Source organism: Rosettibacter firmus (genome assembly GCF_036860695.1).
Classification (GTDB): Bacteria; Bacteroidota; Ignavibacteria; order Ignavibacteriales; family Melioribacteraceae; genus Rosettibacter; species Rosettibacter firmus.
Window position 1 is genome coordinate 796,199 of the sequence record NZ_JAYKGJ010000001.1, and the last position, 19,805, is coordinate 816,003.

General features: G+C 29.6%; 16 protein-coding genes. 7 read left to right on the forward strand and 9 right to left on the reverse strand.

The features are described from left to right. Window positions 1-9 precede the first annotated feature (9 nt). The 6 genes from metH to VJY38_RS03530 are packed head-to-tail and all read left to right on the forward strand — an operon-like array spanning window position 10 to window position 8,824. A complete protein-coding gene (gene metH, locus VJY38_RS03505; protein ID WP_353679280.1) occupies window positions 10-3,711 on the forward strand; it encodes a methionine synthase in 3,702 nt (1,233 codons plus the stop codon). Next, window positions 3,711-5,156 (forward strand): RapZ C-terminal domain-containing protein, encoded by a 1,446-nt coding sequence (locus VJY38_RS03510; protein ID WP_353679281.1) that lies wholly within the window; start codon window positions 3,711-3,713, stop codon window positions 5,154-5,156. Before metH ends, VJY38_RS03510 begins: the two co-directional genes overlap by 1 nt. Further along, on the forward strand, window positions 5,153-5,899 hold the full coding sequence (locus tag VJY38_RS03515; protein WP_353679282.1) for a nucleotidyltransferase family protein: 747 nt from the start codon (window positions 5,153-5,155) through the stop codon (window positions 5,897-5,899). Before VJY38_RS03510 ends, VJY38_RS03515 begins: the two co-directional genes overlap by 4 nt. Next, window positions 5,896-7,758, forward strand: coding sequence for a CocE/NonD family hydrolase (locus tag VJY38_RS03520; protein WP_353679283.1), 1,863 nt, complete (start codon window positions 5,896-5,898; stop codon window positions 7,756-7,758). The genes VJY38_RS03515 and VJY38_RS03520 overlap by 4 nt, the downstream gene beginning before the upstream one ends. A gap of 19 nt (window positions 7,759-7,777) precedes the next feature. Then, window positions 7,778-8,317, forward strand: coding sequence for an outer membrane protein (locus VJY38_RS03525; RefSeq protein WP_353679284.1), 540 nt, complete (start codon window positions 7,778-7,780; stop codon window positions 8,315-8,317). Window positions 8,318-8,359: 42 nt separating this feature from the next. After that, complete coding sequence (locus tag VJY38_RS03530) at window positions 8,360-8,824, forward strand: NanQ anomerase/TabA/YiaL family protein (protein WP_353679285.1); 465 nt, start codon at window positions 8,360-8,362, stop codon at window positions 8,822-8,824. 41 nt (window positions 8,825-8,865) lie between these two features. On the opposite strand, the gene VJY38_RS03535 is transcribed toward VJY38_RS03530, so the two are convergent. The 7 genes from VJY38_RS03535 to htpX all read right to left on the reverse strand — a co-directional run bounded on the left by VJY38_RS03535 (window position 8,866) and on the right by htpX (window position 15,980). Further along, window positions 8,866-9,504, reverse strand: a complete 639-nt coding sequence (locus VJY38_RS03535) for an ABC transporter ATP-binding protein (RefSeq protein WP_353679286.1) — start codon at window positions 9,502-9,504, stop codon at window positions 8,866-8,868. Further along, the gene (locus VJY38_RS03540; RefSeq protein ID WP_353679287.1) at window positions 9,497-11,131 is read right to left on the reverse strand and encodes an MXAN_6640 family putative metalloprotease; all 1,635 of its coding nucleotides are present in this window, start codon (window positions 11,129-11,131) and stop codon (window positions 9,497-9,499) included. Before VJY38_RS03540 ends, VJY38_RS03535 begins: the two co-directional genes overlap by 8 nt. Continuing rightward, window positions 11,131-13,212 carry an FG-GAP repeat domain-containing protein gene (locus tag VJY38_RS03545; protein WP_353679288.1) on the reverse strand — a complete coding sequence of 694 codons (2,082 nt, stop codon included), beginning with the start codon at window positions 13,210-13,212 and terminating at the stop codon, window positions 11,131-11,133. Before VJY38_RS03545 ends, VJY38_RS03540 begins: the two co-directional genes overlap by 1 nt. Next, window positions 13,202-13,678: an acyl-CoA thioesterase gene (locus tag VJY38_RS03550; RefSeq protein WP_353679289.1), complete on the reverse strand. Its 477-nt coding sequence runs from the start codon at window positions 13,676-13,678 to the stop codon at window positions 13,202-13,204. Before VJY38_RS03550 ends, VJY38_RS03545 begins: the two co-directional genes overlap by 11 nt. Then, window positions 13,653-14,426 (reverse strand): outer membrane protein assembly factor BamD, encoded by a 774-nt coding sequence (locus tag VJY38_RS03555; protein ID WP_353679290.1) that lies wholly within the window; start codon window positions 14,424-14,426, stop codon window positions 13,653-13,655. The genes VJY38_RS03550 and VJY38_RS03555 overlap by 26 nt, the downstream gene beginning before the upstream one ends. A gap of 68 nt (window positions 14,427-14,494) precedes the next feature. Then, window positions 14,495-15,079, reverse strand: coding sequence for a hypothetical protein (locus VJY38_RS03560; RefSeq protein WP_353679291.1), 585 nt, complete (start codon window positions 15,077-15,079; stop codon window positions 14,495-14,497). 46 nt (window positions 15,080-15,125) lie between these two features. Beyond that, on the reverse strand, window positions 15,126-15,980 hold the full coding sequence (htpX, locus tag VJY38_RS03565) for a zinc metalloprotease HtpX (RefSeq protein ID WP_353679292.1): 855 nt from the start codon (window positions 15,978-15,980) through the stop codon (window positions 15,126-15,128). Between the two features lie 156 nt (window positions 15,981-16,136). On the opposite strand from htpX, the gene porQ reads away from it, so the two are divergent. After that, window positions 16,137-17,066 (forward strand): type IX secretion system protein PorQ, encoded by a 930-nt coding sequence (gene porQ, locus VJY38_RS03570; protein ID WP_353679293.1) that lies wholly within the window; start codon window positions 16,137-16,139, stop codon window positions 17,064-17,066. Window position 17,067: 1 nt separating this feature from the next. Here porQ and VJY38_RS03575 read toward each other — a convergent pair whose 3' ends face one another. Then, window positions 17,068-18,234 (reverse strand): tetratricopeptide repeat protein, encoded by a 1,167-nt coding sequence (locus VJY38_RS03575; protein ID WP_353679294.1) that lies wholly within the window; start codon window positions 18,232-18,234, stop codon window positions 17,068-17,070. Window positions 18,235-18,267: 33 nt separating this feature from the next. Further along, window positions 18,268-19,683, reverse strand: a complete 1,416-nt coding sequence (gene lpdA, locus VJY38_RS03580; RefSeq protein ID WP_353679295.1) for a dihydrolipoyl dehydrogenase — start codon at window positions 19,681-19,683, stop codon at window positions 18,268-18,270. Window positions 19,684-19,805 lie beyond the last annotated feature (122 nt).

A 19,805-nucleotide genomic window follows, 5' to 3' on the forward strand; every position in this document is an offset into this window, starting at 1 on the left:
AAGGATTTTATGAACAATCTTGAAATACTAAAAAAGATTTTAAGTGAAAGAATCATGGTTCTCGATGGAGCAATGGGAACCATGATTCAAAAATATAAATTGAAAGACGATGATTTTAAAGGTGATAGATTCAAAAATCATCCGGTTGAACTAAAGGGAAATAATGATATCCTTGTACTTACCAGACCGGATATCATTAAAGAAATTCATCGTGCATATCTTGAAGCAGGTGCAGATATTATTGAAACAAACACATTCAATGCTACATCAATATCTCAATCAGATTATAAAACAGAAAATTTAATTTATGAAATTAATTATGAAGCTGCACGTCTCGCAAAAGAGGCTGCCAGAGAATTTTCAATTAAAACACCAGATAAACCAAGATTTGTTGCAGGTGCCTTAGGTCCCACAAATAAAACACTTTCTATATCCCCAGATGTAAACGATCCCGGTTATCGTGCAATTACATTCGATGAAATCAAAAATGCATATAAAGAACAGGCTAAAGGATTAATTGATGGTGGTGTTGATATTCTACTTCTTGAAACAATTTTTGATACACTCAATGCTAAAGCAGCTCTTTTTGGTATAATGGAATTATGTGATGATTTGCAAATACAAATCCCGATTATGATTTCAGGAACAATTGTAGACATGAGTGGAAGAACACTTTCCGGTCAAACAGTAGAAGCTTTCTGGATTTCAATTTCTCACACTAAAAATTTGTTGAGTGTAGGTCTTAATTGTTCACTTGGTCCAAAGCAGATGCGTTCGTTTATTGCCGAATTATCTGAGATTGCAAATGTTTTTGTAAGTTTATATCCAAATGCAGGTTTACCAAATGAATTTGGTGAATATGATGAATCACCAGAATCAATGGCTTATGTACTGGAAGAATTTGCTCGCGAAGGATTTTTTAATATAATTGGTGGTTGTTGTGGAACTACACCAGAACATATTAAAGCATTTGCCGAAATAGCAAAAAAGTATCCACCAAGAAAAATACCTGAAATAAAACCTTACTTAAGATTAAGTGGTTTAGAACCCTTAATTTTTCGTCCCGATACAAATTTTGTAAATATTGGTGAACGAACAAATGTTACAGGTTCCAAAAAATTTGCACGACTGATAAAAGAGAATAAATTTGAAGAAGCATTATCTGTTGCAAGAGAACAGGTTGAAAATGGTGCACAAATGATTGATGTAAACATGGACGAAGCAATGATAAATTCAGAAGAAGCAATGACAAAATTCTTAAAGTATATTGCTTCGGAACCAGATATTGCAAGAGTTCCTATTGTAATAGATTCTTCAAAATGGAGTGTTATTGAAGCAGGATTAAAATGTCTTCAGGGAAAAGGCGTTGTAAATTCAATTTCATTAAAAGAAGGAGAAGAAATTTTTAAGGAAAGAGCAAAAAAAATTTTAAGATATGGTGCAGCTGTAATTGTTATGGCTTTCGACGAAGCTGGTCAGGCAGACACCTTTGAAAGAAAAATTAATATATGCAAAAGAGCTTATGAAATTTTAACTAAAGAAGTTGGATTTCCACCACAGGATATAATATTTGATCCAAATATTTTTGCAATTGCTACTGGAATTGAAGAACATAATCAATACGCAATTAATTTTATTGAAGCTACAAGATGGATTAAAAAGAATCTACCACTCTGTAAAGTTAGTGGTGGTGTAAGTAATATCTCATTTTCTTTTAGAGGAAATGATATTATACGAGAAGCTATTCATTCAGTTTTTCTCTATCATGCTATAGAAGCTGGAATGGATATGGGAATTGTCAATGCAGGTCAATTAACTGTCTATGAAGAAATCCCTAAAGATTTACTGGAATTAGTTGAAGATGTTTTATTTAATCGTAGACCCGATGCAACAGAAAGATTAGTTGAATATGCAAACTCAGTAAGTAAAGACTCTAAAAAAGAAATTATTAGCGATAGCTGGAGAAATACTTCTGTAGAAGAAAGATTAAAACACTCAATCATTAATGGAATAACAGAGTATATCGAACAAGATATTGAAGAAGCCAGACAAAAATATACAAACCCACTTGAAATTATTGAAGGACCACTAATGGATGGTATGAATATAGTTGGCGATTTATTTGGCTCTGGAAAAATGTTCTTACCCCAGGTTGTAAAAAGTGCAAGAGTAATGAAAAAAGCAGTTGCATACTTAATTCCTTTTATTGAACAATATCAAAAAAAATCGAACGAGAATAGAGCAGCTGGAACAATATTACTTGCTACCGTAAAAGGTGATGTCCACGATATAGGAAAAAATATTGTTGCAGTTGTACTAAGCTGTAATAATTATAATGTAATTGATTTAGGTGTTATGGTGCCATCAGATAAAATTTTATCTACAGCAGTTGAAAAAAATGTTGATATAATTGGCTTAAGTGGTTTAATAACTCCATCTCTTGATGAAATGGTTCACGTTGCAAAAGAAATGGAAAGATTAGGACTAAAAATTCCTTTACTTATTGGAGGTGCTACAACTTCACGTGTTCACACAGCAGTTAAAATTGCACCTAATTATTCAAATCCTACAATTCACGTACTCGATGCTTCTCGAAGTGTTGGAGTTGTTAGCAATCTTCTAAACAAAGAAATAAAAGATAAGTTTGCAGAAGAAATCCGAAAAGAATATGAAAGATTGAGAGAAATTCATTACAAAAAACAATCAGATAAAGATTTTATTTCAATTGAAGATGCAAGAAAAAATAAATTATTACTCGACTGGAATAATTACAAAGTTAAAACCCCAAATAAATTAGGAATAACAATTTTCAACGATTATCCACTCGAAGAGATTAAAAATTATATTGACTGGACACCATTCTTTCAGGTCTGGGAATTAAAAGGACATTATCCCGAAATTTTTGAAAATCCTTCTTATGGAAAAGAAGCAAAGAAAATTTTTGAAGATGCCAATAAACTGCTTAATAATATAATTCATAATAAATTATTAAAAGCAAATGGTATTGTAGGATTATTCCCCGCAAATTCTTTTGAAGACGATATTGAAATTTATACTGATGAATCCCGCAAAGGAATTCTTGCAATCTTACATACACTTAGACAACAAATACTAAAATCAAAGGGACTACCAAATTTAGCACTTGCAGATTTTATTGCACCAAAAGAGAGTAATGTTAATGATTATATTGGTCTATTTGCAGTTACAGCTGGAATAGGGATTGAAAATATTATAGAAAAATTTAATAAGGAAAACGATGAGTATAATGTAATAATGGTCAAAGCAATTGCAGATCGATTGGCAGAAGCTTTTGCAGAATTGCTACACGAAAAAGTTAGAAAAGAATTATGGGGCTATGCTCCAGATGAAAATTTATCTAACGAAGATTTAATACAAGAAAAATATCAGGGCATTCGTCCAGCACCAGGTTATCCTGCTCAACCAGACCATTCAGAAAAAATTACAATCTGGAAAATTCTAAATGTGGAAAAAAATATTAATATAAAACTTACAGAAAGTCTTGCAATGTATCCTGCTGCATCTGTGTGCGGCTTATATATTGCTCATCCACAAGCAAAATATTTTAATGTAGGTAAGATTGGAAAAGATCAGGTTCAGGATTATCAGAGACGGAAAGGCATTAGCTTAAAAGAAGTCGAAAAGTGGTTACGTCCAATATTAAATTACAATGATTATGAAGAGAGGAATTAATGAACTACAAACTCGAACTTGAAAATCTCTTTAAAAAATGGTCTAACCAAAAACCTGTTACATTCACACAAATTACTGGTTCTGGTTCCAATAGAAAATATTTTAGAATTATAAGTGCAGATAAAACAGCTATTGGTGTGTTCAACGAAAACAAAAAAGAAAATAAAGCATTCATTTATCTTACTAAACATTTTTCTAAAAATAAATTAAATGTTCCTGAAATTTATTCATCAAGATTGTCTAAAGGAATTTATTTACTTGAAGATTTAGGAGATACAACATTATATTCATTTTTAATAACAAAAAGAAAAAAACGAGAATTCCCGCTAGAGGTTATTCCCTTTTATAAAAAAGCTGTAGAAGAACTCGCCAAATTTCAAATTAAAGCTCGTGTTAATCTTGATTTTTCTATTTGTTATCCCCGTCCTGCTTTTGATAAGCAATCAATTATGTGGGATTTAAATTACTTCAAATATTATTTCGCAAAAGCATTTGATATTAACTTCGATGAACAACTGCTCGAAGATGATTTCAAAACACTAACTAAATTTCTTCTTTCAGCTGATTCAAATTATTTTATGTACAGAGATTTTAACTCTCGTAATATTATGATTAAAGATAGCGAGCTTTATTTTATCGACTATCAGGGAGGACGAAAAGGTGCTCTACAATATGATATAGCTTCATTACTTTTCGATTCAAAAGCAGATATACCAGAAAACTTACAAAAGGAACTTCTTGAACATTACCTGAATTATATCAGCAAACTCATCAAAATTAATTATAAAGAGTTCTTAAAATATTATGATGGATTTGTTTTAATTAGATTATTGCAAATGCTTGGAGCTTATGGCTATAGAGGATTGTTCGAAGGTAAATCTCATTTTATTCAAAGCATTCCTTATGCAATTAAAAGTCTCGAACAAATTTTGAAAAAATTCAAAACACAGATAAAGATTCCGGAATTGTTTTCTATACTTGAACAATTAATCAAATTAGATGAACTAAAATTATTCAAAGTAAATAAATCGAATCACAATAAATTAACTGTAAGAATTAATAGTTTTTCTTACAGAGGTAAAATTCCAGTTGATCCAACCGGTAATGGTGGTGGTTATGTTTTTGATTGTAGAGCCATACCAAATCCGGGAAAAATCGAAAAATTCAAAAACCTGAATGGAAAAAATAAAGAAGTAAAAGAATTGTTAGATAATATGCCCGAAGCTAAAATGTTCTTGAATAATACAATTAAGATAGTTTCTCAATCAATAGAAAACTATATTGCAAAAGGATGGACAGATTTAATGATTAATTTTGGATGTACTGGTGGTCAACATCGTTCAGTTTACTTTGCAGAAAAATTAGCAGAATATCTTTCTTCTAAATATGATGTAACAATAGAAGTTACACATACACAATTAAATAAAAATAAATTTATTGCATGAAAGCTTTTATACTTGCTGCAGGTTTGGGAACAAGACTGAAACCACTAACAGATTTCAAACCAAAAGCATTAATTGAATTAAATGGAATCCCATTAATTGAAATAATAATTAAAAGATTAATCAAATATGATTTCAAAGAAATTATAATTAATGTTCATCATTATGCAGATCAAATAATAAAATTTCTTGAAAAGAATAACTATTTCAACATTGAAATAAAAATATCCGATGAAAGAGAACTTCTTCTTGATACAGGAGGCGGATTAAAAAAAGCATCCTGGTTTTTTGATGATAACCAACCATTTTTAATTCACAATGTAGATATTATAAGCAACATTAATTTGAAAGAATTTTATGAATATCATAAGTCACAAAATTCTGTTATCACAATTGCAGTTCAAAAACGAAATTCATCAAGATATTTTTTGTTTGATAGCGAAAACTATTTATGCGGCTGGGAAAACATAAAAACAGGTGAAGTAAAAATTGTTCGCAACCCTTCTGGCCCCATTTCGAAATATGCTTTTAGTGGCATACATACAGTAACTCCTATTGTTTTCAAAAATTTTCCAGATAAAGATGTTTTTTCAATTATTGATTTTTATCTTACATTAGCATCTAAATACAAAATTTCATTTTATGAGCATAATAATAATTTCTTTTTCGATTTAGGTAAAAAAGAAAACTTAATAGAAGCAGAAAAATTTATAACAAAAACTAATTTTATAAAGGAATTGATATGAAGAAAAAATTATTCTTGTTATTAATTTTTATTTATAGCTTAATTAATGCTCAGGGCATAGAGTGGATCAAAGAAAATTATATCAAGAAAGAATATAGAATTGAAATGCGAGATGGTGTTAAGCTTTTTACTTCAGTTTATATTCCAAAAGATACTACTAAAGATTATCCATTTTTGATGGTTCGAACACCTTATACAGTATCTCCCTATGGTGAAAATAATTATCCACAAACATTAGGACCAAACGAAGAATTTGCACGAGATGGTTACATTTTTGTATATCAGGATGTACGAGGAAAATTTATGAGCGAAGGAGAATTTGAAAATATGCGTCCATATATTCCAATTAAAAAAAGTAAAAATGATATTGATGAAACTACAGATACTTATGATACAATTGACTGGCTAATCAAAAATATTAAACACAACAATGGTAATGTTGGAATTTGGGGCATCTCTTATCCAGGCTTTTATGCTGCAATGAGTTTAATTGATTCGCATCCGGCATTAAAAGCAGTATCGCCACAGGCTCCTATTGCAGATTGGTTCATTGGAGATGATATGCATCATAATGGAGCTCTTACACTTGCAATGTCTTTTAATTTTTTTAAAACATTTGATCAACCAAGAGATAGTTTAAAAACAAAATGGAAAACAATAGATCCTTATGATTCTCCAGATATGTATAATTTTTTCTTAAAACTTGGACCAATAAAAAATATAAACGAAAAATTTTTTCATAATAAACTGCCATTCTGGAATTCAATAATTAAACATGGAACTTATGATGATTTCTGGAAAGCAAGAAATAACTTACCACATTTTAAAAATGTAAAGCCAGCAGTTTTAATTGTAGGTGGCTGGTACGATTCAGAAGATTTATATGGGCCATTAAATATCTATAAATCAATTGAAGAAAAAAATCCTGAAAATAAAACCCATTTAGTCTTAGGTCCATGGAGTCACGGAGGTTGGGCAAGAAGTAATGGTAATATGTTTGGTGACTTTATTTTTCCAGAAAACACCAGTGAATATTATAGCAAAAATATTCTAACGCCATTTTTTAAATATTATCTGAAGAACGAAGGACAATTAAATATTCCAGAAGTAATAACATATAGAACAGGCAGCAATACCTGGATTAGCTATGAAAAATGGCCACCTGAAAATGTAGAAACAAAATTTTTATATCTATCTTCAAATGGAAAACTAAACTGGGAAAAACCTGCCAACAAAAAAACTTTATACAACGAGTTCATTAGCGATCCAGATAAACCTGTACCATATACAGCTAAGTTTCACGACTCTAAACAAATGTATTTAAGAACTTACATGAGCGAAGATCAAAGATTTGCTGCTTCGCGTCCAGATGTTCTGGTTTTTGAAACTGAACCATTAGAACAGGATTTCACAATTGTTGGACCAATTTATGCTGACTTATATGTTTCAACGACAGGTACAGATGCAGATTGGATTGTAAAGATCATTGATGTTTATCCAGATGGAGAAGAAAATCCAGAAACAAATCCAAACAATGTAGAATATGGTGGTTATCAAAGATTAATAAGATATGAAATTCTAAGAGGTAAATTTAGAAACAGTTATGAAAAACCTGAACCATTTGTTCCAAATAAAATTACCAATATTAAAATAAAACTTAATGACATTGACCATACTTTTCTAAAAGGTCATAAAATTATGGTACAAATACAAAGTAGTTTTTTCCCATTCTTTGATCGCAACCCACAAAAATTTGTTGATATTTATTCGGCAGATAAAAATGATTTTCAAAAAGCAACTCACAGAGTTTATTTTTCAAAAAATTATCCTTCATCAATAAAGTTCTTTACAATTAAATAACATATCATTAGGAGGAATTATGTCGAAGAAAATTATAGTTATATTTATTGTTAATCTAATTTTAGCTTTAGAATTAAATGCTCAGTCAATTGCAATTGGTCCACAATTAGGCTATCACAAATCTGAAGATGCAGAAGGCTCGATGCTATTAGGTGCCATGGGAAGAATTTATTTAGCTCATAGCTTTGCTGTAGAAGCTGCAATTAATTATCGAAGTGAAGATTATGAGAATGGAGCTGTTAAAACCAAAATGTATCCAGTAATGGTTAGTGGATTATTGTACTTCTTTCCACTTCTTTATGGTACTGTTGGTGCAGGATGGTATAATACTAAAATAGATTATTCCAGTACTTTGAATTCTTTAGGACTCAAAGATCAAACTAAAAGTGAATTTGGTTACCATCTTGGACTTGGAGCTGAGTTTGGTTTGGGAAACTTAATACTAACAGGAGATATTCGTTATGTTTTCCTTAATTTGAAATTAGATAGACTGCCCGGCGTTAAGGAACTCAAAAATAATTTCTACATTATTACTGTGGGTGTTTTATTTGAATTATAATTTCATAATTTGTAATTAAGAAATTCAATTTTAGGAGCAATTATGATTTATGATCAACTAAAAAATGCTCATCTTTATTTTAATCTTGGAAATAGAATTCAAAAGGCTTTTGAATATTTATTAAATACAGATTTCACAAATTTAGATGCTGGCAAATATGAAATTGATGGAGATAATATCTATGCTGTAATTCAGAATTATGATACAAAACCCATTACTGCTGGTAAATGGGAAGCTCATAAAAAATATATTGACATTCAATACATAGTTTCTGGTAAAGAAAAAATGGGCTATTCCAATTCCATTAAAATGATCGTTACAGAAGAATATAATCAGGAAAAAGATGTAATGTTCTTAAAAGGGAACGGAAATTTTTTAATTGCAGAAGAAGGATATTTTGCTTTATTCTTTCCTTCCGATGTTCATATGCCTGGTATTGCAGTCAATTTATCTACACCTGTTAAAAAAGTAGTGGTGAAAGTAAAAGTAGAAGATAATAATAATTAATGCATAACACAGATGGCACAGCAAGTAAAATCAATACTGTGTCATCTGTTATTTTTATATTCTTCCAGATTTATAACATAACTACATAAATTAAGATCCGCTTCTTCATTTGAAGCAATTAGCACAAGATTTTCTTTACCTTCTTTTAAAATTATTTCATATACTTTATCTTTACCAAAATTATCGAGATTGGATGTAGGTTCATCAAGAATTATTAATGGTGGTTTATGTAATAGAGCAAAAATGAATTTCAATCTTTGTTTCATTCCAGATGAATATCCTTTTACCAGATCATTTTTTCTATCATACAAATTGAACTCCGATAATAAATAATCTGCATAATCTTTATGAAAAGGGATTCCACGAATTTTAGAAAAGTGAATCAAATTTTCTTCGGCTGTAAATTCATCATAAAGAAAAAGATATGGAGAAACAAAACCAATATAATTGTGGAGCTGCTCATTAACAATTATTCTATCATCTATTTTATGAATAACTCTACCTCGTGTTGGCGAAATTAAATTTGCAATTATTTTTACAAATGTAGATTTACCAGAGCCATTGGGTCCAGCCACTCCATAAATATTTCCAGCCTTGAATGATTCATTTATCTCATTAAAGACTAATCTTCTACCAAAATATTTAACAAGATGCTCGATATGTAAAGAATAATTAATCATTAATTACTACAAATTTTCCTTTATTAAGAATGTCACCAGATTTAACAAAATAGAAATATATACCTGATGCTAATTTTTTCATATCATTATTTAGTGCATTCCATTTAATGACAGTTTTATCAGAAGAAAAAATTTTATGCTCACCTGAATAAATTAAATCCATATTAACTGAATAAACATACAATTCTGCATAGCCAGATTTTGTCCTTTCTGCAGGGAAATAAATAAAATCATCTTTAGAATACATAAAAGGCTGAGGGAAAGCATAAGCAATATCAGTTGTACTAATTTGTCCTTCATTAATCAATCTATTATTTAAAATATTTGATTCTGTCAATAGAAAAGGGTTATCACATTCTATTTTTGAATAATAATTATCTATGATTTTTTTCTCTCCTTTAAAATTTTGATTCGACAAAATGTACTTTAGATTAAGTTTGCTGCCCGGACTATCTACTCCCTGTGTAATATCTGTGTTTGCAATTATTGCTACAAAAGTATCAGGAACAGCTTCTGAATTATTAATAAAGACAAGATAATTTGATGAAACAGGTTCAGAATTTATTTCAACTGTTGTGGTTGGTTGTATAAATTCCATAATTAGAGAAGGCTTAATTAAAGGATAATTTTCTGCTTCTTCAAAATATTTATTTGGAACTGTACGATAATTTGTAAAGAAAATCCATTGACCAAATAATGCAAATTCATTTTTAAAAGATGAACCGTACTCAGATATTGCATCAGCCATTGCATTTAGAGCTCTTTCATTTCTGAATAATTCCCAGCTCCTTTTTATGATATCGAAACCGAATCTTTCTTTCAAAAAGATATCCCAGATTGCAAGATTATATCCATCATTATAAGCAAAAGCACGTTGTGGATTATTAAAAAACGATGGCATATAAGAGTAATAATCATTAATACTATCGAAAACAAATTCTTCCATTGCTGTTGAAGTCAATTCGTGGAAAAATTGATCTTCATTTCTTAAAATATAATTCCCAATTTGAATTGCGTGATGTAGTTCGTGAGCTACAGAAACTTTAGCTCCATCAATACCTTTTGTATATGTATCTGAAAAATCATTATCAATAACTATATAACTTGTATAAATTCTATTTCCAATTTCTGTCTCATTTTCTGTGTAGCCATATAAACCACCAGTAAGATTTTGAATATAAATATCATATTTATCATCTCCCCCTTCACCAAAATCTTTTGGTGGAGGTGGATATTTTAAGATATTTACTTCATAATTATATGCTGAGTCGATTGCTCTTGCCAACTCATTTAAATCATATTTAGGGGAATGAATTCCAGCCTTATTAAAATGAATTCTGAATAAACCTGAACGTGTAACAAAACTTGCGTCTGTAGTTGGACGAGTAAAAAATTGTGATAGAATAATTTTTTGCTTTGGTGTAAATTTATCATAATTTAATCGGACAGAACTTACAATCCCGAAGCCACATTTAATATAATTGCTATCAGAAATTGTTGTTACATATCTCCTATCGGATTCGATTCCCTTTATTCTTAAAAATTCATAAAAAAGAGAATCAAGATTTTGAGCCAATAAGCCTACATTTAAGAGTAATAAGTTTAGAAGTAAAATTATTTTTTTCATTATCGCACATAATTAAATTTGATAAGATTATCAGAAGAATCTGTATAAACTATTAATTCTTGCTTGTTTTTAATTTGTTGAATAAAATAATCATTGATTGTTTTAGAATCAAAAATATCTCCCGTTCTGTAATTAAGATAATTTTTATCAAATACTACTTTTTTGATTTTCCCTCTCTGATTATCGTACAAAAATAAATTACCATAGTTATTTGATTCATAAAATCGAATATAATTTTTTGCTATAAAATAATTCTCGAAATTTATTGTTTTTAAATGACCTTTATGCAAAACAATTAATTCTGAATAACTAGTATGACCAAGTATTACAAAAATAGGTTTATCTTTTTCATTTTGGCTACTAATACTCTTTACTTCTGTTGAATAATTTTTTACGTCATCTAAACTTAAAGTAGTAAGATTAACTGGATTTTCTACAGTATTATTAATTTGAATTTTATTAAGATATAGAACATTATTAAATCTTGACGAGTAATAAATTTCTTTACCTAAGTTAAAAGAAAGTGTAGCCGATTCAATATTCCCAGAAATCTCAACAAAATCCGTATTAACATATCTAAAATCTCTAAATTCATATGACTCAAAAAATAATTTATTATTCTTCTTACTTATAATGTAAATTATTTGTGTATTTGTTAATCTATTATTAGAAACTTTTAATTCCAGTATTGAACCTTTAGCATACAAAATTCTTCTTGATAATTTATTATTTTCAAAATTAACACTAAGTATTTCTATTAAAGAATTTGAATAACAATAAAATGTTATTTGTTCTTTTTTTGTTTCTTCAACAATTATTTTTTGAGGATTATATGAAAGTGGATATCTATAATATTTTTCGACATAATAATCTCTTCTTCCAAGTAAAATATTTAAAGTAGTACTTTCTTCGTCTACAAAATAAAGTCCCTGCATTGTTTCATACATATAATTAAAAATTCCGAGCACAGTAGGTTTTGATTGAAGAGTTATGGATAATCCATCTCCCAATGAAAAAGCTTTGTCAATTAAATAAACTTTTCCTGATGTATCTAAAACAACAAGCTTTCTTCCGCCTCTATCAACATAGGCATCGAAATCAATAATTTCATTTCTTTTCAAATATAAAACTGGCTCATAAAAAGATTCGGTATTCTTGGCAAATGTAATGTAGAGACTTCCTTCGCTTTTATTAATAAAAGCGATATCGTTGTAACCATCTGCATTAAAATCAAATATATAATATTTATCTGGTTTTGAAGGACAGTTTAAAATTTCTTTTTTTATAAATGAAGAGACAGAATCACCTTTATAAATTACAAACTTATTATTATAAACATAAATTAAATCGTTAAATCCATCAGAGTTAACATCTGCAACTTTTAATTGCTCAATATTTTCACTCACCTTTAGAACTCGATTTTGCTTGAAATCTCCAACTCCATTATTATAAAGAAATACAAATGAGTTTGTAAATAAGTCAACTGCTACAATATCAGTGTAACTATCATAATCCAGATCGATAAATGATGCATAGGAAAAGATGCGTCCAGTTAATATCTTTTTTTCTAATAATGTTTTTTTATAATCATAAAAAATTGATAAGCCTTCAAATCCAGTTCCAGATACTAAAGTTTCACTACTGCCATCATTATCAATATCACTCAAATCGAAATTAGAAGCAAATCCGTTCAGCTTGGTTTTTGATATTATATTTATGTTACCAGAAGATGAGAATGATAGTAAACCAAAAAGTCTATCCTTTCTTGAAAGGAATACAAATCTTTTAGTTTCTTTTGACTGTGGGTTTTTTAATTTCAGATCATAAAGGAAGAAATTGATATTTTTTTCAACAGGGTTCGAGAATTTTTCTTTACTCCAAAATTGTATGTTATAATTTTTTCTATCTGCTGGTAAAGAAACAATGTCTCTCCAGCCATCATTATTAATATCTACACCAAAAATTTTTGATGAATTGATTTTTGTAGAAAATTCACGAAATCTACAAAAACCATTCAATGGAATTTGAGCATAAATACTAACTGACAGGGAAAGAAGTACTAAGATAATATTACTGAGCATTAAGTCTTTTTTGTCTCCTCTGCAATGCCTCTTCAAATCTTCGTTTCTCATCCTCTGTTTCAGGAATTATTTCAAAAGTTTCTACTGGTTTGCCATTTTCATCTACGCTAACAAAAGTCAAAAATGCAGAATTTGTATGAATTCTTGTACCCTCTATATGAGATTCTGCATAAACATTAACTTCAACTTCCATTGATGTTCTAAATGCACGATTAACCCAAGCGGTAATAGTAACTACATCTCCCACTTTTATTGGATGATGAAAATCAATTCTATCTACAGATGCAGTAACACAAACCCTTTGAGAATGTTTGGAAGCAGACAGAGCAGCACAAATATCAATCCATTGCATCAATTGACCACCCAATAATTTCCCGAGCTGGTTTGTATGATTGGGCAATACAAGCTCTGTCATTGTAACTATTGAATCCTGTACTCTTTTACTTTTTCTCTGTTGTAAGCTCATTATGTTTGTTAATTAATTCTATTTCAAGATTTCTAATTTCATTTGCATTGTCATCGTTGGGATATCTGCTCAAAAAAAGATTTATATCCGCCAAAGCTTCGTTAATCATTCCTTTTCTTACTTCAATTTTAATTTTATTATACAAAGCAAGTGGTGCATATTTAGTATCGTGATAAGTTTCAACAACATAATCATAGTATTTCATTGCTGCTTTATCATATTCCATTTTTTCATAAATAAGTGCACTCTGATATTCTTTACGAGCTAATTTATCATTTAATTCTTTGATTTTTCTTTCGGCTTCTTCAACTTTTGGATTTGATGGAAAAATATCGATAAAAGCCTGAAATTCTTCAATTGCTTTTTTTGTATAAGATTGGTCGAGCTGATATGGTGGAGATAATTTATAATACGATTCAGCTAACATAAATTGAGCATCCGGTACAAAAGGACTTGTTGCATAATTTTGAATTAATTTACTGAATTCATAAGCAGCCAACAAATATTGTTCTTCATTAAAATAAGTCATACCAAGATAATATTGAGCATCGTCATTAACTGTACTGCCGGGAAACTGCATTAAAATATTTTGAAACTCTATTGCAGCTTGCTGATAATCTTCTTTGTTATAAAGTTCCATTGCATATTTAAAATATTCTTCTGGTGTTAGTTTGGAAGTATCAATAGATCCTGAACAAGCAACTAAAAAAATTAGAAGAATAAAATAAGTCAAAACATTTCTTATCAAAATAACCCCAAAATTAGAATTAAATTAATACAAAAATAATTAAAACCCAGATGGTAAAAAAACATTAATTATTTACTTCTTACAGTAAAAAACAAAATCACAGTTGATATCAATACACCTACAATTATAACAGGTTGAATAAGATTTTTTAATAAAGGTTGCTCAGGAATTTTACCCTGTGTAAAAGGATATAATTTATTCTCAAAGTATTCTAAGTCGCTTAATTTTATTGTATCAACATAATTTTGTTTAATACTAAATGAGTTATTCAGAACATTATTACTAATATATATTAACTGACCTCCAATTGATACTTTTCTAATCAGCTTATCATCACCAAAAAAATTTTTTGATTCTAAATTCTGATAATCTACAGATAAATCATTTAAAGAATAAATTAGAAAATTACTATTTGAGTTATCAGTTATGATAAAACCATTATTTGAAAAAGAATTGATAATATATGGTTTTAATGATAAATAAGATGAAGGTAAAATTATTTCTAAATTTACAACTTTCTCACTGACCAGAGAATCAATTTGTTTAATTGATTGAGAAATTAATTTCTGATAAATATCAAGATTTGTTTGCGATAACAAATCAGAAAATAAAATAAACACAAAAATAATTAGATACCGAATGATATTTTTCATTTCCTTATAAATATTCCGTATATAAATATAAGAACAAGCTATTATTTTATCTTCGACCTTTTGCTATTTCCTGTAATCTTTCAATTCTTTCTTCAATTGGCGGGTGTGTCGAAAATAATTTTAATAAAGATTTTCCACTCAAAGGATTTACAATGAACATATGAGCCGAAGCTTCGTTAGCATTATGCATTGGAAGAGTTTCGTTTGCCTTTGATAATTTATTTAAAGCAGAAGCCAATCCAAGTGGTTTACCAGAAATAAGTGCTCCACTTTCATCTGCCATAAATTCTCGAGATCGAGATATTGCAAGTTGAATTAACATTGCTGCTATTGGAGCTAAAATAATTAATGCTAATTCATAAAATATATTTCCATTATCTCTATCATCTCTGTGTCCACCACCAAACATTGCAGCCCAACCTGCCATTCGTGCAATGAATGTTATAGTTCCAGCCAGTGTAGCAGCAATTGTACTTACCAAAATATCTCTATTTTTGATGTGTGAAAGTTCGTGAGCAATTACTCCTTCAAGTTCATCACTATTAAGAATTCTCATAATACCAGTTGTAACTGCAACGGCACTATTTTGTGGATTTCGACCGGTTGCAAACGCATTTGGTGTAGGATTGTCTATAATATAAACTCTTGGCATTGGTAAATTTGCTTTCATTGATAGTTTTTCTACAATATTAAAAAGTTCAGGAAATTCTTTTCTTGTAACTTCTTGAGCTCTATACATTGCAAGAACAATTTTATCAGAAAACCAGTAAGAACCAAAATTTATTGCGAGTGAAAATATAAAAGCTATCATCATTCCAGATTGACCACCAATTAAATTTCCTATCAGAATGAATAAAACCATCATTGTGGTCATTAATATTACAGTTTTTACACTATTCATATTGTCTCCTCTATTTTTCTACTTCTATTTGATACTTTAATTTCTTGCTTCTAACACAATGAGATTATTAAATGTTCCTGAAGATTCAAAAAGTAATTTATTACCTTGCCTTTATAGTCGATTATCTTTAAAATCGTATAACAAAAATTAATTAATATGATTAAAACAAAAATAATATTAATATTTCTATTAGCAACAGGGATTTCTTTTTCTCAATCTATATATAAATTTTTAGAATTGGATTTAAGTCCACGTGCTGCCTCACTTGCTGGTAGCTTTGTTGCAAACAATGACGATCCCAATGTAATTTTTTATAATCCAGCCGGAATAAATTTAATTGAAGATAAACAAATTTCATTTTCTTTTTTAAAACACTTAATTGATATCAATGCTGCTGCATTAGTTTTTTCAAAAGAGTATGAAAACATAGGAAAATTTACCGCATCAATAAAGTATATTAATTATGGAGATTTTACAAAAGCTGATCCATCAGGATTAAAAACAGGTCACTTTAGTGCTAGCGATTTAGCATTGGGCATTGGCTATGCAAATAAACTTGACTACAATTTTTATTATGGAATTAATTTTAAATTCATTTATTCAGGAATAGAAAATTATTCATCAACAGGTGCTGCTTTTGATTTAGGTTTGCATTACGAAATTCCAGATAAACTATGGAACTTTGGATTTTCAATATTAAATCTGGGCTCTCAAATTAAATCTTATGCAAATATAAAGGAAGATTTACCACTTGATATTCGTTTAGGATTTTCAAAACAATTAGAAAGAGTACCAATTAGATTTTATTGGTCTTTCAATAATCTTAATGAAAAACAGAATAGTTTTTTTTCGAGATTTAGTCAAATTACTTTTGGTAGCGAAATTAAACTCGGTCAAAGTTTTAAGTTAAGAATTGGTTACGATAGCGAAAAAAGGAAGGAATTAAAAATTGGAACTACAGCTGGTTTAGCAGGATTCAATCTTGGTTTTGGTTTTAATGTTTCAAGTTACATTATAGATTATGCATACTCATCGATGGGTTCAATTGGTTCTCTTCATCGATTTGGTATTTCCACTAAATTATAAACTATTTTCGATAAGGTGTTTTAAGATATTTTCTTGCCAATTCATGTGAATTGCTTCTATCTCTCAAACGTAAAACTTCGTTATAATATTTTATTGCTTTTTCTCTTTGTCCCATCTGATCATAAAGCATAGCCAGGTATAATACTGTATTAATCAAATATCCAGATTCGGTTTTTTTATCAAGCTGGCGAGAGAGTTTTTCACATATTTCAAAGTAATATGCAGCTGAGTCAACTTTATCTCTAATTTTATAGTCCATACCCAGATAATAACTTGCTTCTCTTTTATATCTTAAATTATATCCGGGTAAGCCTTTTTCACATTTTTTATATATATCCCTGAAAATTTTTGCTGCTGTTCGATAATCATTTTCTTTTACATAGGTTAATCCATAATACTTCTGAAAGTTAGGATTATTAGGGAAATCTTTAAGCAATAATCTTCCCCATTTTCTTGCTTCCTGCATATTATTTTCAAACATAAAATTAAGTGTCATTAAAAAATATCTTGCTTCGATTCTAGCATATCTACCGTTCCAGGCAACATTTTCTAATTCTCTCAAACCTTTCTTTTTATCTCCCTGGGGGAAAAAGACCATAAAAGGTTTTACAGCAGGATATCTTTGGGGAATTACTTCTGCATAATAATGATAAATTCCAAAACCAAGTTGAACATCAATATTTTTAGGATCCGCCTTGTATGCTTTATATACCAGTTCCAGACCTTCTTTTCCATCGAGAGCAGATTTAATCCAGTTTTCACGAATTCCAAGTAATCTACCTCTAAAACCAATTGCACCACCTTTAAAGAAAATAGCATCTATATTTTTGTTATTCTTCTCAAGGATTTTATCGCACATATCAATTACTTCTTGAAGCTGGGCATAAAATTTTTTATCAAGACTTTCATCTTCCAGATCAAGAAGTATTCTCCACCAGGTAATCATAGCTTTGAAAAATTTTCCTGATGGGTGTGTAGGATATTCCTTAATTACTATATCAATGGTTTTTTCGGCTTTATCAAATTCAATTCCATAAATTTGATTTATACATGCTTTAATTAGAGAATCGTGGCGTGCCCAATCGTAGTTCTGTCCAAAAAGTATTGAAGAAATAAAAACGAAGAAAATGATTTTGAATTTCATATGATTAATAATTTTTTTTGGCATTATTAAACAAATAAATAATAACTTTGTTCTCTCCTATTTTCTTTTAGGTCTATACAAATCGGTTGCATGGCCATAAAAAACCTCTGCAGCAAACATCATTGTTTCCGATAAAGTTGGATGTGGATGAATTGTTAATTCGAGATCTTTAACTGTTGCCCCCATTTCGATTGCAAGTGTGCCTTCGGATATCAAATCGCCAGCATTTACTCCAACAAGTCCAATGCCTATTATTCTTTCTGTTTCTGGTTCGATTATTAACTTAGTCAAACCATCATTTCGATCTAATGTTGTTGCTCTACCACTTGCACCCCATGGAAATTTTGCGACTTCATATTTAATCCCTTTGCTTTGAGCTTCTGTTTCTGTAATTCCAGCCCATGCAATTTCCGGATCTGTGAAAACAACAGCTGGAATTGCATTGGGTTCAAATACAGATTTTTTGCCGAGAATTGCCTCAACAGCAACTTTTCCTTCGGCAGAAGCTTTGTGTGCAAGCATCGGATTTCCAACTACATCACCAATTGCATAAATATTTGGATCGTCTGTCCTTAGTTGCTTATCCACTACAATAAAGCCTTTTTCATTTACTTTAACTTTTGTATTCTCTAAACCAAAACCATCTGTAACTGGTTTTCTTCCAATAGAAATTAATACTTTATCGAATATCATTTCAGGTTCCGTAACATTTTTACCTTCAAGTTTTACTTTTATTCCATCATTAACTTCGGTTATTTCTGTTACTTTAGTTTCTACATATATATTTAATTTTGTTTTCAGTTTTCTTTCCAGTACAGCCACAAGATCTCTATCTGCTCCTGGTAATAAACCTGGTAACATTTCCACGACTGTTACTTTACTCCCCAAAGCAGAATAAACAGTACTTAATTCTAATCCTATGTATCCACCACCTATTACAAGTAATCTTTCTGGAATATCACTCAATTCAAGAGCAGCTGTAGAATCCATAACTCGGTTTGAGTTTATTGATAAATTTGGAATTCTTGCAGGTATAGAACCTGTTGCAATTATAGCTTTTTCAAATTCAACGGTTTCAGATGAACCATCGAGTTTTGCAACTGATAATGTATTTGAATTCAAAAATGTTGCTTTGCCATTTATGTAATTTACTTTTCTTTGTTTACCTAATTGTCCCAGACCTCCAGTTAATTTATTGACAACATTATTTTTAAATTCGCGAAGTTTATTAATGTCAATTTCTGGTTTACCAAAATTAATTCCAAATTTATCAGCTTCTTCTGCTTCGTTAATTAATTTAGCAACATGAAGTAAAGCTTTCGAAGGAATACAGCCACGATAAAGACAAACTCCACCTGGATTTTTTTCCATATCTATTAAAGTAACCTGCATTCCTAAATCGGCGGCATAAAATGCTGCTGCATAACCACCGGGACCTGCTCCAATAATTGCCAATTGAGTTTTGATTGACATTTTTCCTCATTTAATTTGTTATTAATTACACAAATATAAAAATTTATAAACAGGTATTAACATAAAAAATGGTAATCCCGATAGGACTACCAGTAATATTTTGATAAATACTTTTTAATGTA